General features: G+C 58.4%; 14 protein-coding genes and 1 pseudogene. 7 read left to right on the top strand and 8 right to left on the bottom strand.

The features are described from left to right. Positions 1–68 precede the first annotated feature (68 nt). Positions 69–1,736: an energy-dependent translational throttle protein EttA gene (ettA, locus tag MKZ79_RS13190; RefSeq protein WP_336142775.1), complete on the top strand. Its 1,668-nt coding sequence runs from the start codon at positions 69–71 to the stop codon at positions 1,734–1,736. A 47-nt stretch (positions 1,737–1,783) separates the two neighbouring features. On the opposite strand, the gene MKZ79_RS13185 is transcribed toward ettA, so the two are convergent. Then, the gene (locus tag MKZ79_RS13185) at positions 1,784–2,680 is read right to left on the bottom strand and encodes a LysR family transcriptional regulator (protein WP_336142874.1); all 897 of its coding nucleotides are present in this window, start codon (positions 2,678–2,680) and stop codon (positions 1,784–1,786) included. Between the two features lie 97 nt (positions 2,681–2,777). Between MKZ79_RS13185 and MKZ79_RS13180 the strand changes: the two genes are divergently transcribed. From MKZ79_RS13180 to MKZ79_RS13160, 5 genes and pseudogenes are all read left to right on the top strand, one after another. After that, positions 2,778–3,779, top strand: a complete 1,002-nt coding sequence (locus MKZ79_RS13180) for a zinc-binding alcohol dehydrogenase family protein (RefSeq protein WP_336142773.1) — start codon at positions 2,778–2,780, stop codon at positions 3,777–3,779. 162 nt (positions 3,780–3,941) lie between these two features. Continuing rightward, positions 3,942–4,049: pseudogene (locus tag MKZ79_RS13175) on the top strand (DUF5431 family protein); the annotation flags it as partial. Next, positions 4,000–4,158 carry a type I toxin-antitoxin system Hok family toxin gene (locus MKZ79_RS13170; RefSeq protein ID WP_442897151.1) on the top strand — a complete coding sequence of 53 codons (159 nt, stop codon included), beginning with the start codon at positions 4,000–4,002 and terminating at the stop codon, positions 4,156–4,158. The pseudogene MKZ79_RS13175 and the gene MKZ79_RS13170, both read left to right, overlap by 50 nt. Positions 4,159–4,470: 312 nt before the next feature. Then, on the top strand, positions 4,471–5,619 hold the full coding sequence (locus MKZ79_RS13165) for a mandelate racemase/muconate lactonizing enzyme family protein (protein WP_336142772.1): 1,149 nt from the start codon (positions 4,471–4,473) through the stop codon (positions 5,617–5,619). Continuing rightward, on the top strand, positions 5,612–6,892 hold the full coding sequence (locus tag MKZ79_RS13160) for an MFS transporter (protein WP_336142771.1): 1,281 nt from the start codon (positions 5,612–5,614) through the stop codon (positions 6,890–6,892). Before MKZ79_RS13165 ends, MKZ79_RS13160 begins: the two co-directional genes overlap by 8 nt. A gap of 31 nt (positions 6,893–6,923) precedes the next feature. On the opposite strand, the gene nadR is transcribed toward MKZ79_RS13160, so the two are convergent. From nadR to serB, 3 genes are all read right to left on the bottom strand, one after another. Next, positions 6,924–8,150, bottom strand: coding sequence for a multifunctional transcriptional regulator/nicotinamide-nucleotide adenylyltransferase/ribosylnicotinamide kinase NadR (gene nadR, locus MKZ79_RS13155; protein WP_336142769.1), 1,227 nt, complete (start codon positions 8,148–8,150; stop codon positions 6,924–6,926). Between the two features lie 73 nt (positions 8,151–8,223). Further along, positions 8,224–9,606 carry a DNA repair protein RadA gene (radA, locus tag MKZ79_RS13150; protein WP_336142767.1) on the bottom strand — a complete coding sequence of 461 codons (1,383 nt, stop codon included), beginning with the start codon at positions 9,604–9,606 and terminating at the stop codon, positions 8,224–8,226. Positions 9,607–9,615: 9 nt separating this feature from the next. After that, positions 9,616–10,593: a phosphoserine phosphatase gene (serB, locus tag MKZ79_RS13145; protein WP_336142765.1), complete on the bottom strand. Its 978-nt coding sequence runs from the start codon at positions 10,591–10,593 to the stop codon at positions 9,616–9,618. Positions 10,594–10,701: 108 nt separating this feature from the next. On the opposite strand from serB, the gene MKZ79_RS13140 reads away from it, so the two are divergent. Then, the gene (locus MKZ79_RS13140) at positions 10,702–11,355 is read left to right on the top strand and encodes a YtjB family periplasmic protein (protein WP_336142762.1); all 654 of its coding nucleotides are present in this window, start codon (positions 10,702–10,704) and stop codon (positions 11,353–11,355) included. Between the two features lie 298 nt (positions 11,356–11,653). Here the strand turns inward: MKZ79_RS13140 and deoD are convergent, their stop codons facing one another. The 4 genes from deoD to deoC form a co-directional block, all read right to left on the bottom strand. Beyond that, entirely contained in the window at positions 11,654–12,373 is a 720-nt protein-coding gene (deoD, locus tag MKZ79_RS13135; protein ID WP_336142760.1) for a purine-nucleoside phosphorylase, read from the bottom strand. Positions 12,374–12,425: 52 nt separating this feature from the next. After that, the gene (gene deoB, locus MKZ79_RS13130; protein WP_336142759.1) at positions 12,426–13,649 is read right to left on the bottom strand and encodes a phosphopentomutase; all 1,224 of its coding nucleotides are present in this window, start codon (positions 13,647–13,649) and stop codon (positions 12,426–12,428) included. Between the two features lie 61 nt (positions 13,650–13,710). Then, positions 13,711–15,033, bottom strand: coding sequence for a thymidine phosphorylase (deoA, locus tag MKZ79_RS13125; RefSeq protein WP_336142758.1), 1,323 nt, complete (start codon positions 15,031–15,033; stop codon positions 13,711–13,713). A 100-nt stretch (positions 15,034–15,133) separates the two neighbouring features. Further along, a complete protein-coding gene (gene deoC, locus MKZ79_RS13120; protein WP_336142757.1) occupies positions 15,134–15,913 on the bottom strand; it encodes a deoxyribose-phosphate aldolase in 780 nt (259 codons plus the stop codon). Positions 15,914–16,076: the final 163 nt, after the last annotated feature.

Here is a 16,076-nt window from a genome sequence, read left to right as displayed (position 1 = left end):
AAACTTCGCTATCTGAGCGGGCAGCGACTGCCCCGATTATTACACAGACACCAAGAGGCTCATCCTACGTGGCTCAATTCGTCTATAGCATGCATCGCGTCGGCAAAGTGGTACCGCCGAAGCGTCATATTCTGAAAAACATCTCCCTGAGCTTTTTCCCCGGCGCCAAAATCGGCGTGCTGGGCCTGAACGGCGCGGGTAAATCAACGCTGCTGCGCATTATGGCCGGCATCGATAAAGATATCGAAGGGGAAGCTCGTCCGCAGCCCGGCATTAAGATCGGCTATCTGCCGCAGGAGCCGCAGCTCAATCTGGAGCATACCGTTCGCGAATCGGTGGAAGAGGCGCTGGCCGAGGTCGTTGGCGCGCTGAAGCGTCTGGACGAAGTCTACGCGCTCTACGCGGAAGAAGACGCGGACTTCGACAAGCTGGCCGCAGAACAGGGCCGTCTGGAAGAGATTATCCAGGCGCACGATGGCCACAACCTGAACACCCAGCTGGAACGCGCCGCCGATGCGCTGCGCCTGCCGGACTGGGATGCGAAAATCGCTAATCTTTCCGGTGGTGAGCGTCGTCGCGTCGCGCTATGCCGTCTGCTGCTGGAAAAGCCGGACATGCTGCTGCTGGACGAACCGACCAACCACCTGGACGCCGAATCCGTGGCCTGGCTGGAACGCTTCCTGCACGACTTCGAAGGCACCGTGGTTGCAATTACCCACGACCGCTACTTCCTGGACAACGTAGCTGGCTGGATCCTGGAGCTGGACCGCGGCGAGGGTATTCCGTGGGAAGGCAACTACTCGTCATGGCTGGAGCAGAAAGATGCCCGCCTGGCGCAGGAAGCCTCAAGCGAAGCGGCCCGCCGTAAATCGATCGAGAAAGAGCTGGAGTGGGTGCGCGCTGGCACTAAAGGTCGTCAGTCCAAAGGCAAGGCCCGTCTGGCCCGCTTTGAAGAGCTGAACAGCACCGAATACCAGAAGCGTAATGAAACCAACGAACTCTTTATTCCGCCAGGCGCTCGCCTGGGCGATAAAGTGTTGGAAGTCAGCAACCTGCGTAAATCCTACGGCGATCGCGTACTGATTGACGACCTCTCCTTCTCCGTGCCGAAAGGCGCGATTGTCGGCATCATCGGTCCGAACGGCGCGGGTAAATCGACGCTGTTCCGCATGATGTCCGGTCAGGAGCAGCCGGATTCCGGCAGCATCGTACTGGGCGATACCGTGAAGCTGGCCTCGGTGGATCAGTTCCGCGACAGCATGGACAATTCGAAAACCGTCTGGGAAGAAGTTTCCGGCGGCCAGGATATCATGCGCATCGGTAACATTGAGATGCCAAGCCGCGCCTACGTCGGCCGTTTTAACTTTAAGGGCGTCGACCAGGGTAAACGCGTGGGCGAACTCTCCGGCGGCGAACGCGGTCGCCTGCATCTGGCCAAGCTGCTGCAGGTTGGCGGCAACATGCTGCTGCTCGATGAGCCAACCAACGACCTGGATATCGAAACCCTGCGCGCGCTGGAAAACGCCCTGCTGGAGTTCCCGGGCTGCGCGATGGTAATCTCGCATGACCGTTGGTTCCTGGACCGTATCGCCACCCATATCCTGGACTATCAGGACGAGGGCAAAATCGAATTCTTCGAAGGTAACTTCACCGAATACGAAGAGTACAAGAAGCGTACCCTGGGCGCCGAAGCGCTGGAGCCTAAGCGCATCAAGTACAAGCGTATGACCAAGTAAACCGGCTATATCGCCGCGTCCGGCTGTTTGCGGACGCGGCGTTTTTTCTAGCGATAAAACTCCTGAAAAATTTCTGACTCCAGCGCGAAATCCACAAAGCGCACCAGCGCGGGCGAATTCAGCTTGCGGCTTTGATAAACCAGCCACAGCTCGCTGCCTAACGCTTTCCACTCCTGCAACACCTCCACCAGCTTTCCTGCGGCCAGCATCTCTTTTGCCAGCATTTCCGGCAGCAGCGTAATACCGGCGCCCGCCAGCGCGCACTCTCGTGCGTAGAGCAGGTTATCGGTGGTATGTACCGGCGGCAGCTGCCAGCGGTAATACTCGTCCCCTTTTCTTAGCGCCCACTCGTTCCATACCTGATGTGCGATGCAGCGGTGTTCCGCCAGCTGCAGAGGGTGCGTTAACGCTTCATAACCCGCCAGATAACCAGGCGAAGCGACCAGCAAGCGCTGAGTGTAGCCAACCCGGCGGCCAATCAGCGAAGAGTCCTGCGGCTGTCCGGTACGCAGCGCGATATCGTAGCCTTCCTGCACAATATCGCGGACTTCATCCGACACTGATACCTCCAGCATTACATCCGGCCAGGCCTTCTGGAAGGCGGCGTTAAAGCGAGCCAGCAGCGTGGCGCCAATGCCCGCTGGCGAAGTGATACGCAGCCGTCCGCTGGGATTGTCCCGCAGGCGATCGATGGTCATGGCGGCCCTTTCGCTGGCCTGCAGCATCTCCCGGCAGTGCACCAGATAACGCTCGCCGGCGAAAGTCAGGTTGAGCTGACGCGTAGTCCGATTGATCAGACGCAGCCCCAGCGCCTGTTCAAGCTGGCTGATACGCTGGCTGACGCTTGATTTGGGCAACCCCGCGCGCTTCGCCGCCCCGGTAAAACTGCCGCACTCGGCCACCATTGCAAAGAGAGCCATATCCTGCAGCTGTTTAAACATTATTGTTCACCTGAAACGAACACTGAGTTCTTGATTGTACGACTTATCATTAGTCTGCTTAGCTTCTACACTCAATAACACAACTTAAAGGAGATGCGCTATGACAATCAGAGCAATTGCTGTTAATCCAGAAAAAACGGATCAATTTATTGAAATACAAACAGATAAGCGTGGCCCTGAAGGCTACGATCTGCTGGTTGAGGTGAAAGCCGCCTCGGTCAATCCGGTCGATACCAAGGTGCATAAAGGCGCGCAGAAAAACGGCCTTGCCGAACCTCGCATTCTGGGTTGGGACGCCAGCGGCGTCGTGCTGGAAGTGGGCGACAAGGTGAGCAACCTGAAACCAGGAGACGAAGTTTACTATGCGGGCGACCTCACTCGTCCGGGCAGCAACGCGACGCAGCAGCTGGTCGACTCCCGGATCGTCGGCCGCAAGCCCGCTTCGCTAAACTGGGCCGAAGCCGCCGCTATTCCGCTGACCGCGCTGACCGCGTGGGAAGGTCTGTTCGATCGTCTGCTGATCGATAAAGCCAAAGAAGGTAAAACGCTGCTGATTGTCGGCGGCGCGGGCGGCGTGGGCTCGCTGGCGATTCCATTCGCGAAGCTGCACAGCAAAGTCAAAATCATCGCCACCGCTTCGCGTCCCGATTCGGCGCAGTGGTGTAAAGATCGCGGCGCGGATCTGGTGATTGATTATAAAGATATGCCAGCCGAACTGGAAAAACAGGGCCTGAAGCAGGTGGATTATATTTTCTGCCTGAACGACACCGACGGCCACTGGGACACGCTGGCGCAGCTGATTGCGCCGCAGGGCCAGATCTGCACCATTGTGGAAAACGAAAAACCGCTGAATATGGATCAGCTCAAGCTGAAAAGCGCCGCGCTGCACTGGGAATTTATGTATACGCGCAGCATGTATAACACGCCGGACATCGCCCGTCAGGGAGAGATTCTGGATGCCACCGCCAAATTGCTGGATGAAGGCAAAGTGACGACCTCGCTCAGTAAAACGCTGCAGGGCTTAAGCGTGGAAACGCTCAACGAAGCGCATCGTCTGGTACTGGAAGGCCATATGCGCGGCAAAGTAGTGATGGTTTACTGATCCCCGAGACGGCTCGCAAACGCAAAAATAGAGCGGGATTATAATGGCGCCGGCGCTTGAGGCTTTTTGCCTCTGGCCGTCGGTTGTAACGCTGAGGTGTCGTGAGGCAGAAAGAAGAAAGCCCCGAAGGTAATTTTCCAATTAACCAACGAGGCCATCTGCATGCTCAAACATCATCAGAGTAGCCTCTTGCCAGCCGCAAGGCAAGGAGAAGCAGGCCATGAAACTGCCGCAAAACGCCCTTTTCTGGTGCATAGCCATCGTCTGTTTGACGCTGCTGCTGTTCACCGTCCTGATACGGAAATCGCTCTGCGAAGTTCGCTACAGGGATGAGCAAAGGGAGGTAACGGCGTTTCTGGCTTACGAATCCGGCAAGTAGCCGCGGGCGGGGATAATCCCCGCCTTTTCAGGCTGATAGTGTGAGCGTGACCGCGAGCGCCTTTTACAGGGCTGCCGGTTTTCCGGCAGCTCTTTTTTTATGGTTATCGCGGCTTCTGTGACCCATCCCGCAACCGCTTAGCCAGATGCCAAAATTTGACTTATCTTCCCCCGCCATCCTTGTGCGGCTGTACGATGCCCCAGCCTGAGCGCCTTTTTATACTGAAGCGGCAGCATGCTTATCCTGTACGGTCAGCGGCGCTCTACTCTCTAATTACAAGCCGCCGACTCTCTTACCAATGAGGTCTATGGCATGAAAATCAGTCACATTGAGGTGATTCGCCTCGCTATTCCTTTTGAAAGCGATCGTAGCGAGCTGGCGGCGGAAACTGCCTGGAACGCCGCTTCGCCCGCGTTAAAAAAGATGGAAACGCTGCTGGTGCGCGTTACGACAGACGAGGGTCGCCAGGGCTGGGGAGAAGGCTTCGGCCATCTGTGCAATCCGGTTACGGCGCAGGCGCTGCAATCGCTGGTGAGTCCGCTTTTTCTGGGCAAAGCCGTACCGCAAAGCCGCGAGGCGTTAACGGCGCTGGTCTGCGAGGCGGAGCAGGCGCTACACGCCTTTGGCCGCAGCGGGCCGGTGCGCTATGCGCTGTCGGCGATAGATATTGCGCTCTGGGATCTGCTGGGTCAGCGCCTGGAACAGCCTCTGTGGCAGCTGCTGGGAGCAAAACGTCGCGAAATCGGCCTTTACGCCAGCCTGGTCAGCTACAACAACCAGCCTGAAGAGGTCGCCCGCCAGGTGCGGCGCGCGTGGCAGGCAGGGTTCCGCACGCTCAAACTGCATGAAACCGACTACGCCGCCATCGCCGCCGCCAGAGCCGCGTTGCCGCCGGAAGCGACGCTGATGGTGGACGTCAACTGTCCGTGGACGGTAGCCGAAGCCAGCCATCGCGCGCAGCAGCTGGCGGAGCTGAAGCTGGGCTGGCTGGAAGAGCCGATCTGGCCGCCGGACGATATCGCCGGGCTGGCGGAAGTGCGCCGCGCGGGCACGCCGATAGCGGCGGGCGAAAACGCTTCCGGCGAATGGGGTTTTGAGCCTTTCTATGGCGCGCAGGCCGTCGATGTGTTGCAGCCAAGCGTGGCGAAAGTGGGCGGTATCACGGCATCGCTGCGCGTCTTCGAGCGCGCCGCTCAGCACGGCATTAGGGTCGTACCACACTGCTTTTACTATGGCGCCGGGCTGCTGGCGACGGCGCATCTGGTCGCGGCGCTGCCCGACGATATCCAGCTGGAAGTGCCCTGGATCCGCTTCTCGCCGCTGCTTTATCCCCAGTTAGATTTCAAACCCATGATGCGGTTGCCCGACGCGCCCGGCCTGGGCTTCAGACCAGATGCCGAAGTGTTGAAAAAGCATACCCTCAGCCATATCACCTTAACCGCGGAGAGCAGTCATGTTTAAAAACTATCGCAGCGTCGTGGCGCTGCTGCTGTTCTTCGCCGGTATCCTGAACTATCTGGATCGCGCTGCGCTGTCGGTGATGGCGCCACTGGTGAAAAAGGATCTGCAGATTGACGACGCGCAGATGGGCATTCTGTTCAGCTGTTTTTTTATCGGCTACTGCCTGTTCTGCTTTTTGGGCGGCTGGGCCGCGGATCGCTATGGCCCGCGTAAAGTGTTCGGCTGGGCGGCCGCGATCTGGTCGCTGTTCTGCGGCGCCACGGCGCTGGCGGGCAGCTTCGCGCATCTGCTGATTGTGCGCGTGCTGTTTGGTATCGGCGAAGGCCCGATGGGCACCACCACCAACAAATCAATCTCCAACTGGTTTCCCCGTAAGGAAGTCGGCCGCGCGGTTGGCTTCACCAACGCCGGCCAACCGCTGGGCGCCGCTATTGCTGCGCCCGTGGTTGGACTGGTCGGGCTGCATTTTGGCTGGCGCGTCTCTTTCGTCGTGATTGCCGCGCTGGGCTTTGTCTGGCTGGCCTTCTGGCTGTGGCTGTTTCGCGACCGGCCGGAACAGCATCCGCGCGTCAGCGAACCTGAAAGGCAGATGATTGCCGCCCAGCGTCCCGCCACGCGCGTAACCAAAACCGGCGATACCCGCCAGACGCCGCTCTGGCATTACGTACTGTCGCTGCCGGTACTTGGCGTCGCGGCCGCCTTTTTCTGTTTCAACTATATCCAGTTTTTCTTTTTGTCCTGGCTGCCCAGTTACCTCACTGACTTTCAGCATCTGGATATCAAAAGCATGAGCCTGATCGGCATTCTGCCGTGGCTGGGCGCTACCGTCGGCTTTATCGGCGGCGGCGTGATTTCCGATGCGCTGTTCCGCCGTACCGGTAATTTTCTGCTGTCGCGCAAGCTGGTAATTTTCTTTGGGCTGGCGGTCGCCGCGGTTTGCGTCATGCTCACGGCCTGGGCCAGCAACGTGACGATCGCCGTTTCGCTGATTACGCTGGCCAGCGTCTTCGCCTATATGACGCCGCAGGCGTGCTGGTCGCTACTGCAGGATATCGTGCCGGCAGAACGCATCGGCACCGCCGGCGGCTTCGTGCATCTGCTGGCGAATCTGGCGGGAATTTTATCACCGGGCATTACCGGCTTTCTGATCCAGTACGGCGGCGGCTACTCGTCGGCCTTTCTGCTGGCCAGCGTGCTGGCGTTGACCGGCATGGCGCTGTTGGGGCTGTTTGTACGCCAGCGTAGCGTAAACGCGCTGCGGGCGCTGGCCTGACTCGCTAAAAAGGAGCGCCGAGGCGCTCCTGTTATTCGCCAAGCATCTCCTGCACCAGCTCCACGCAGCGCAGGAAGCGCTCGTCGTAGCTGTCCTGCTCGACATGAACAAACTCAATATTGTTCGCCTTCAGCATTGAAACCAACAGCGCCTGGAACTCTTTGCGATCCACCGAGCTGCCGAGACTGCGCAAACCGTCCGCGACCCAGGGCACGTTGTTTTCCACCAGAATGACCAGGTCGAAGCGATACTCATCAATCATCGCCTGCACAAAAGGGTGCTCGCGCCCTTCGTACTTTTTGCAAAACGCCTGAGTAGTGACGAAATCCGTATCGATAAAGGCGACCTTGTTAGCGTATTTGACGGCAAAATCGATGTACTGCGCCTGGCCCAGCGCGATCTTGTCGTAGTCGGAATACTGCAGCGCCATCTCGTCGCCGCCCAGATGCGAGAAAACGTAGTCGCGGCCAAATTCCCAGGCGCTGGTGGTGTTAAAAATATTTGCCAGCTTGTTAACCAGCGTCGACTTGCCGCTGGATTCGCCGCCCAGAATCGCCACGGTGCGTACAAAGAACGGCTTCACTTCCGTCGGAATATATTCCCAGTAGCGAAAAGGATCCTGGCGGATCTGCGCGCCGCTGATATTCATAAAAGATCGTTTAGGATCGATCAGCACCGCCTCAATCCCCAGATGCTGCTGATACTGCGGCGCATCCGGCTCTTCGCTGGTGTAAACCCGGTTCGGGATAATGCCGTGGTTTTCCATAAAGTCGTTGATACCGCGGCTCCAGACGTCCCAGCCGTGCGGATAAGGCTCCATACCCTCTTCGTTAAACGAATGGATACGGATATTTTTCTGGTACTTAAAGGTTTGCAGCAGCCAGCGCAGACGATCGCTGACGGTCGGCTGCTGCGACATGGCGCTGGCCTCGAACAGCTCGCGGTCGCGCGGCTCATCATAGCCCATGATGATATGCAGTTCGTCGACCTGACTGCAGGCGCGCTGGATCAGATAAATATGGCCGGTATGCAGCGGATAGAATTTGCCGAAAACCACGCCGACGGTTTTTTCGCGGCGCGGAAATTCCAGCCCAAGATAGCGGTGCAGCGCCTCCAGCTTCTGCGCGCTGGGGCTTTTGATCTTGGCGTTGAGCAGCTGGCTGAGATAGCCTTTAGTCATGCCGCTGGCTTCCGCCACCTGCTGTAGCGTACAGCCCTGCTGGCGAATAGCCGTTTTCAGATAATCAAATGACGACACCGGGTGCCTCCTGCATAACGGGCGTGCTTTCCGCCGCTTTGAAGTGCGGAGCGCGTCACGCTCCGCTTTTAAGTTAGAGCTCGTCGAGGATCGCCAGCGCGTCGGCCAGCTTCTTCACGCCGTACACTTTCATATTCTCCGGCGTTTTCTTCGGCACGTTGGCGATGGGCACGATCGCGCGGCGGAAGCCATGCTTCGCCGCTTCGGAAATACGTTCCTGCCCGCTCGGTACCGGACGGATCTCGCCGGCCAGGCCGACCTCGCCAAACACCACCAGATCCTGCGGCAAAGGCCGGTCGCGCAGGCTGGAAACCATCGATAGCATCAGCGCCAGATCCGCGCTGGTTTCCGTGACCTTAACGCCGCCGACCACGTTGACGAACACGTCCTGATCGGCCATCTGCAGGCCGCCGTGGCGGTGCAGCACCGCCAGCAGGATCGCCAGACGGTTCTGCTCCAGGCCGACCGCCACGCGTCTGGGATTGCCCAACATCGAGTGATCCACCAGCGCCTGAATCTCTACCAGCAGCGGCCGCGTGCCTTCCCACAGCACCATTACCGAACTGCCGGAGGTGATCTCATCGCCGCGGCTAAGGAAGATAGCGGATGGATTGCTGACTTCACGCAGGCCCTGCTCGGTCATGGCGAACACGCCCAGCTCGTTAACCGCGCCGAAGCGGTTTTTATGGCTGCGCAGCGTGCGGAAACGGGAGTCCGCATCGCCGTCCAGCAGCACCGAGCAGTCGATACAGTGCTCAAGCACTTTCGGCCCCGCCAGCGAGCCATCTTTGGTGACGTGGCCGACCATCACGATCGCCACGCCGCGCGTTTTGGCGAAGCGGGTAAGATAAGCGGCGGTTTCCCTGACCTGCGCCACGCTACCGGGCGAAGACTGGATATCCGCCATATGCATCACCTGGATGGAGTCAATCACCATCAGCTTCGGCTCTTCCTGCTCGGCAATCAGACAGATCTGCTCGATGCTGGTTTCTGAAAGCATATTCAGGTTGGCGGTCGGCAGCCCGAGACGATGCGCGCGCATCGCCACCTGCTGCAAAGATTCTTCGCCGGTGACGTAGAGCGTCTTCATGTTTTCAGAGAGCTTACAAAGCGTCTGCAGCAGCAGCGTACTTTTCCCCGCGCCGGGATTACCGCCGATCAGAATGGCGCTGCCCGGCACCACGCCGCCGCCCAGCACGCGGTCAAACTCCTTAAAGCCGGTGGAGAAACGCGGCAGCGCTTCCAGGCTGATTTCCGACAGCTTTTGCACACGGCTTGGGCCGGCGCTGCCCGCGTAGCCGGTCAGACGTTCGTTGCGAGCCACCGTTGGCGACGCCGCCAGGCGCACCTCGGTGATGGTGTTCCAGGCGTGACAGGCGCTGCATTGCCCCTGCCAGCGTGGATAATCTGCGCCGCATTCGTTACAAACAAAGGCGCGTTTTACCGCTTTGGCCAAATCTACCCCTTAGCGTTCTTCGTGGATCAGGCTGCCGGTCAGGATGCAGAACACCCCCATCAGGTCAGCATGACGAATGGTCACTTCTGTTTTTTCGTTTACTTTTGGCTTGGCGTGATAGGCGATGCCCAGCGCCGAAGCCTGAATCATCAGCAGATCGTTAGCGCCGTCGCCAATCGCCACCGTTTGTTCCGGCGCGATCTCAAACCGTTTCGCCAGCTTGCGCAGCGTCTCCGCTTTATATTTCGCATCGACGATATCGCCCAGCACTTCGCCGGTCAGCTTGCCGTCGCGAATTTCCAGCTGGTTGGCGACGATGGCGGAAAGGTGCAGCGTATCGCGCAGGTATTCCGCAAAGTAAGTAAAGCCGCCGGAAGCGATAGCCACGTGCCAGCCCAACGCCTGCAGCTTATGCACCAGCGAGCTTAACCCCGGCATCAGCGGCAGTTCGTTGCGTACCTTTTGCAGAATATTGGCATCGGCATCTTTAAGTGTAGCCACACGCTGGCGCAGGCTGGCGGTAAAATCCAGCTCGCCGCGCATCGCGCGTTCGGTTACTTCCGCCACCAGCTCGCCGCTGCCCGCCAGTTTGGCGATCTCGTCGATGCACTCAATCTCGATCGCGGTGGAATCCATATCCATTACCAGCAGGCCTGGCGTTTTCAGATGCGGAATGCGGCCCAGCGGCGCGACGTCCAGCCCGGCGTCGTGCGCCAGTTTGGTCGCGCGCGGCGTCAGCGATCCCGCCAGGCGGATCACCTGATAATCCTCCACCGTCCAGGCGCTGACAATCACTATCGCCGCGCCCAGCTTATGCTGCAGCGCCGTCAGCCGATCCTTATTCAGATTGCGCCCATACAGAAGCCAGCCGGTACGGCCAGCGCGATAATCCAGCGGCATCACTTCATCGCCGCTAAGGGAAAGAGGCAAACCCGGCCAGAGAGAGACATCGGAAGGCAGGTCGCACCAGGTCAGACTATTTGGCATTACAGCTCCTGTAGGGGACAGATTAATCACGCAAGAGGCTACCCTGTCTCGCCCGCTTCTGGCAACATAAATGCGGTTCCGTTTCCGGACAAAGCGTGAAGGGTAAAAATGGCTAAAGCCAAACTAACATTCCGGCTGCACCGCACGGCGATCGTCCTGATTTGCCTGGCGCTGCTGGTGGTGCTGATGCAGGGCGCGTCCTGGTTCAGCATGGGCCATCAGGTGGCCCGCTCGGAGCAGGTTGAGGAGCTGGCGCGCACGCTGACCCGCCAGGTCGCCTTCAGCCTGACGCCGCTGATGGAGAGCAGCGATGACAACCATCAGAAAATCGTCGATATCCTGTCGCAGCTGACCAAAGAGAGCCGTGTTCTGGACGCGTCGGTGTATGACGACAGCGGCGCGCTGCTGGCGCGCAGCGGCGAAGCCATTAACGTGCGCGATCGGCTGGCGCTGGACGGCCAGCGGGCCGGCAGCTACTTCAACCATCAGCTGGTCGAGCCGCTAATCAGTGAGGACGGGCCGCGCGGCTTTCTGCGCGTCACTCTGGATACGCACGTGCTGGTAACAGATTCGCGCCAGGTCGACAACACCACCAATATCCTGCGGCTGATGATGCTGCTGGCGCTGGCTATCGGCATTATTCTGACGCGGACGCTGCTCAGAGATCGCCGCACGCGCTGGCAGCAGTCGCCGTTTTTGCTGACGGCCAATCGTCCGGTAAAAGAGTTTACCGAACAGCCGGAAAAAAAGGATACGGAGTAGCGAAACAGGCGAGCTGCATAGCGCAGCTCGCCAGTCGAGTATAAAGTTTCGCCTGAAAAATTCAGACGAGAGAGTTATTTACGGTTTTTAGATTGCTCTGATAATAAGACTTAGCCGCTTATATTTATAAAACCATACGTTTTAATCACTCTGACTGACAAATATCACCCTATTTTTAATCTGTAATAAAATACAGAGAGGTGAGAAAAACGCGGCGATTTATGAAGAGATACTTTAAAACGCTGACCGCGCGAGGCGGCCAGCGGGATTTACCCTTTTGTCATGGCTGATGAAAGGATCAGGCCTTATCGCCCAGCAGCACGGATTCCAGCGCGATTTCGACCATGTCGTTGAACGTGGTCTGACGCTCTGCCGCCGTGGTCTGCTCGTGCGTGCGGATATGGTCGGAAACGGTGCAGATCGCCAGCGCTTTCGCGCCGAATTCCGCCGCCACGCCGTAGATACCGGCCGCTTCCATTTCCACGCCCAGGATGCCGTACTTTTCCATTACGTCAAACATCTGCGGATCAGGGGTATAGAACAGATCGGCAGAGAAGATGTTGCCGACGCGTGCTTCCACGCCCAGGTTTTTCGCCGCATCTACCGCGTCACGCACCATATCGAAATCCGCAATCGCTGCGAAATCATGGTCTTTAAAACGCATACGGTTCACTTTGGAGTCGGTGCTCGCGCCCATACCGATCACGATGTCGCGCAGCTTAACATCCGCGCGAACCGCGCCGCAGGAACCGACGCGGATAATCTTCTTCACGCCGAACTCGGTGATCAGCTCTTTAGCGTAAATTGAGCAGGACGGAATGCCCATACCGTGGCCCATCACGGAGATTTTGCGGCCTTTGTAGGTGCCGGTATAGCCCAGCATCCCGCGCACGTTGTTGACTTCCACGGCATCCTGCAAAAAGTTTTCCGCAATATGCTTCGCGCGCAGCGGATCGCCCGGCATCAGCACTACGTCAGCGAAATCGCCCATTTCTGCGTTAATATGAGGGGTAGCCATCTTTTATCCTTATTGCTTAGCCGACCTGCGTCGGCATGTTACGTTGCGCTGATTACAGCATACTCTTGCCATATTCCATTGCGGACAGGCCAAAATAGGTCGCGACAGTCTGACCGATATCGGCGAAGGTGTCACGATATCCCAGCGAGCCGGGCTTAACGTTCGGGCCGTAAATCAGAATCGGGATATGCTCGCGCGTGTGTTCCGTGCCTTGCCAGGTCGGATCGCAGCCGTGATCGGCGGTGAGGATCAGAATATCGCCCTCTTCCACCAGCGCCATCAGCTCCGGCAAACGACGGTCGAACAGCTCCAGACCGCCAGCATAGCCAGCCACATCGCGTCGATGACCCCAGGTAGAGTCGAAATCCACAAAGTTGGTAAAAACGATACTGTTGTCCGGCGCCGTTTTCATCTCCTGCACGGTAGCGTCAAACAGCGCGTCCAGCCCGGTCGCCTTCACTTTTTTGGTGATGCCGACGTGCGCGTAGATATCCGCAATCTTGCCTACGGAAACCACTTCGCCGCCCTTCTCCTCCACCAGCTTTTTCAGGATGGTCGGCGATGGCGGCTCAACGGCCAGATCGTGACGGTTGCCGGTACGCTCGAAGTGGCCCGCTTTATCGCCAACAAAAGGACGCGCGATCACGCGGCCGATGTTGTAGCCGCCTTCGGTCAGCGCTTCACGGGCGATTTCGCACAGGTCGTACAGGCGCTGCAGCCCGAACGTTTCCTCGTGGCAGGCAATCTGGAACACTGAGTCGGCCGAGGTATAAAAAATCGGCTTGCCGGTTTTCATATGCTCTTCGCCCAGCTGGTCGAGGATTACCGTGCCGGATGAGTGACAGTTGCCCAGATAGCCCGGCAGGCCGGCTTTTTCCACCAGCTCGTCCAGCAGCGCCTGCGGGAAGCTGTTTTCTTTCTCGGTGAAGTAGCCCCAGTCGAACAGTACCGGCACGCCGGCGATCTCCCAGTGACCGGAAGGCGTATCCTTGCCGGAAGAGAGTTCACTGGCGTAAGCGTAAGCGCCAATGATTTCCGCGTCTTTATCCAGCCCCAACGGGAATTTGCCGGTGGATGCTTCCGCCGCTTTCCCCAGACCCAGCGCGGTAAGGTTAGGCAGGTGCAGCGGCCCTTTACGGCCGATATCCGCTTCGCCTTTAAAACAGGCTTCGGCGATATGCCCCAGCGTATCGGAACCTTCATCGCCAAACTTGTGAGCGTCTTTGCTTGACCCAATGCCGAAAGAGTCGAGCACCATAATAAATGCACGTTTCATCGTGGTCTCCTGCGTTGTTAACGCGATGAGCTAAATTTTATCGATCAGAACAGTATGCCGCTTATCCGGCGATTCTGCGATAAATAACTGGCGTCGGCGGCGGCGATTTTTCCGTCAGCGTAATCGCCTCTCTTACCGCTGCGGCGGCTTCCTGCCAGCCCGCTTCGCTGGCGGCGTGGATCACAGCAAGCGGCCGCTGGTTGTCCACACTGTCGCCCAGCTGCGCCATATCGCTCAGCCCTACGCTGTAGTCAATGGTATCGCTGGCGCGACGGCGGCCGCCGCCCATCGCCACCACGGCCATGCCCAACGCGCGGGTATCCATGGCGCTGACGATGCCGGGTTTATCCGCGTAAACCGCTTTACTGAGCATCGGCGCGGGCAGATAGCGATCCAGATTTTCGATAAAGTCCGTCGGGCCTTTTTGCGCGGCCACCATATGCGAGAACACTTCCGCCGCGCGACCGTTGTCCAGCACCGCCTGCAGCTTGCCCATCGCCTCGTCGCTGTCGGCCGCCAGCCCGCCGGAAATCAGCATTTCGGCGCTCAGCGCCATCGTCACTTCCAGCAGGCGCGGATTGCGATACTCGCCCGTCAGGAAACGCACCGCCTCACGAACTTCCAGCGCGTTGCCTGCGCTGGAGGCGAGTACCTGATTCATATCGGTCAGCAGCGCGGTGGTTTTGCAGCCCGCGCCGTTCGCTACGCCAACAATGGCCTGCGCCAGCAGATCGGACTGCTCGAAAGTCGGCATAAAGGCGCCGGAGCCAACTTTCACATCCATCACCAGCGCGTCCAGGCCTTCAGCCAGCTTTTTCGCCAGGATAGAAGCGGTGATCAGCGGAATGGAATCCACCGTCGCCGTAATATCGCGCGTAGCGTAGAAACGCTTGTCGGCGGGCGCCAGCGAGTTGGTCTGGCCAATAATTGCCACGCCGACCTCTTTAATAATGTTGCGGAAAATCTGGTCGTCCGGAAAAATATCGAAGCCGGGGATCGCCTCCAGCTTATCCAGCGTGCCGCCGGTATGACCAAGCCCGCGCCCGGAGATCATCGGCACATAGCCGCCGCAGGCAGCTACCATAGGGCCAAGCATTAGCGACGTTACGTCGCCCACGCCGCCGGTGGAGTGCTTATCCACGACCGGCCCGTTCAGCCCCAGGCTTTGCCAGTTCAGCACCGAACCGGAATCGCGCATCGCCATCGTCAGCGCCACGCGCTCCGGCAGCGTCATATCGTGAAACCAGATGGTCATCGCCAGCGCGGCGATCTGCCCTTCCGACACCGCGTTATCGCGTATGCCGTTAATAAAAAAGCGGATCTCCTCTTCGCTCAGCGCCTGGCCATCTCTTTTTTTACGGATAATTTCCTGTGGCAGAAACACGTTACCCCCTGGTGAGGTTAGCTGGCCCGGGCATCGCATCCGGGCGAATGGATCAGGTGCCCGCTTTTTAGCTGCGGGCTGGCCTGGTCATAAAGCGGTATTAGTAAGCGGAATCACTTTTAGCGGATGAGTGACCTGCCGCGTTCAGCAAGCTGGCGAGCAGGCTGGAAGCGCCAAAGCGGAAGTGGCGCGCGTCGGCCCACTCTTCACCCAGAATATCGTCCGCCAGCTTCAGATAAAGCGCCGCGTCTTCCGCGGTTTTCACGCCGCCCGCCGGTTTAAAGCCGACCTGATGTTTAACGCCTTTTTCGGCGATCGTCCGCAGCATAATCTCCGCCGATTCCGGCGTGGCGTTAACCGCGACTTTGCCGGTCGAGGTTTTGATAAAGTCCGCGCCGGCATCGATAGCGATTTCCGAAGCTTTACGGATCAGCTCCTCGGTTTTCAGCTCGCCGGTTTCGATAATGACTTTCAGCAGCACGCCCGCATCCGCGCACGCCTCTTTGCAGGCGTACACCATGTCGTAGCCGACTTCCTCATTACCGGCCATCAGCGCGCGGTACGGGAACACCACGTCCACTTCGTCAGCGCCGTAGGCGATAGCCGCATGGGTTTCCGCCAGCGCGATTTCAATATCATCGTTACCGTGCGGGAAGTTGGTGACGGTAGCGATGCGAATATCCGGCGTTTCCTGCTCGCGCAGCGTTTTGCGGGCGATCGGAATAAAGCGCGGATAGATGCAGATGGCCGCCGTGTTGCCAACCGGCGATTTGGCCTGCTGGCACAGCGCGATCACTTTCGCTTCCGTATCGTCATCATTTAGCGTGGTTAAATCCATCAGCTTTAGCGCACGAACGGCAGCTGCGGTTAAATCGGTCATAGTCTTCTCCGGAAAAGAGGCTGGTTTTGCCCAAACGTGAGCAGGCAAAGACGAATGTTAAAATAATAACATCCATCACGGCGGTTATCCGTGATGGTTTTCACACTGATCTAGATTCTGTTGCAGCAATTGTATAAAAATAGTGAGATGAGTCACTTATTTC

Origin of the sequence: Erwinia sp. CGal63, from assembly GCF_037026505.1 — a bacterium.
Lineage (GTDB): Bacteria > Pseudomonadota > Gammaproteobacteria > Enterobacterales > Enterobacteriaceae > Erwinia.
The sequence above is the reverse complement of the archived record's forward strand: the minus strand, read 5'-3'. Positions and strand labels throughout refer to the sequence as shown.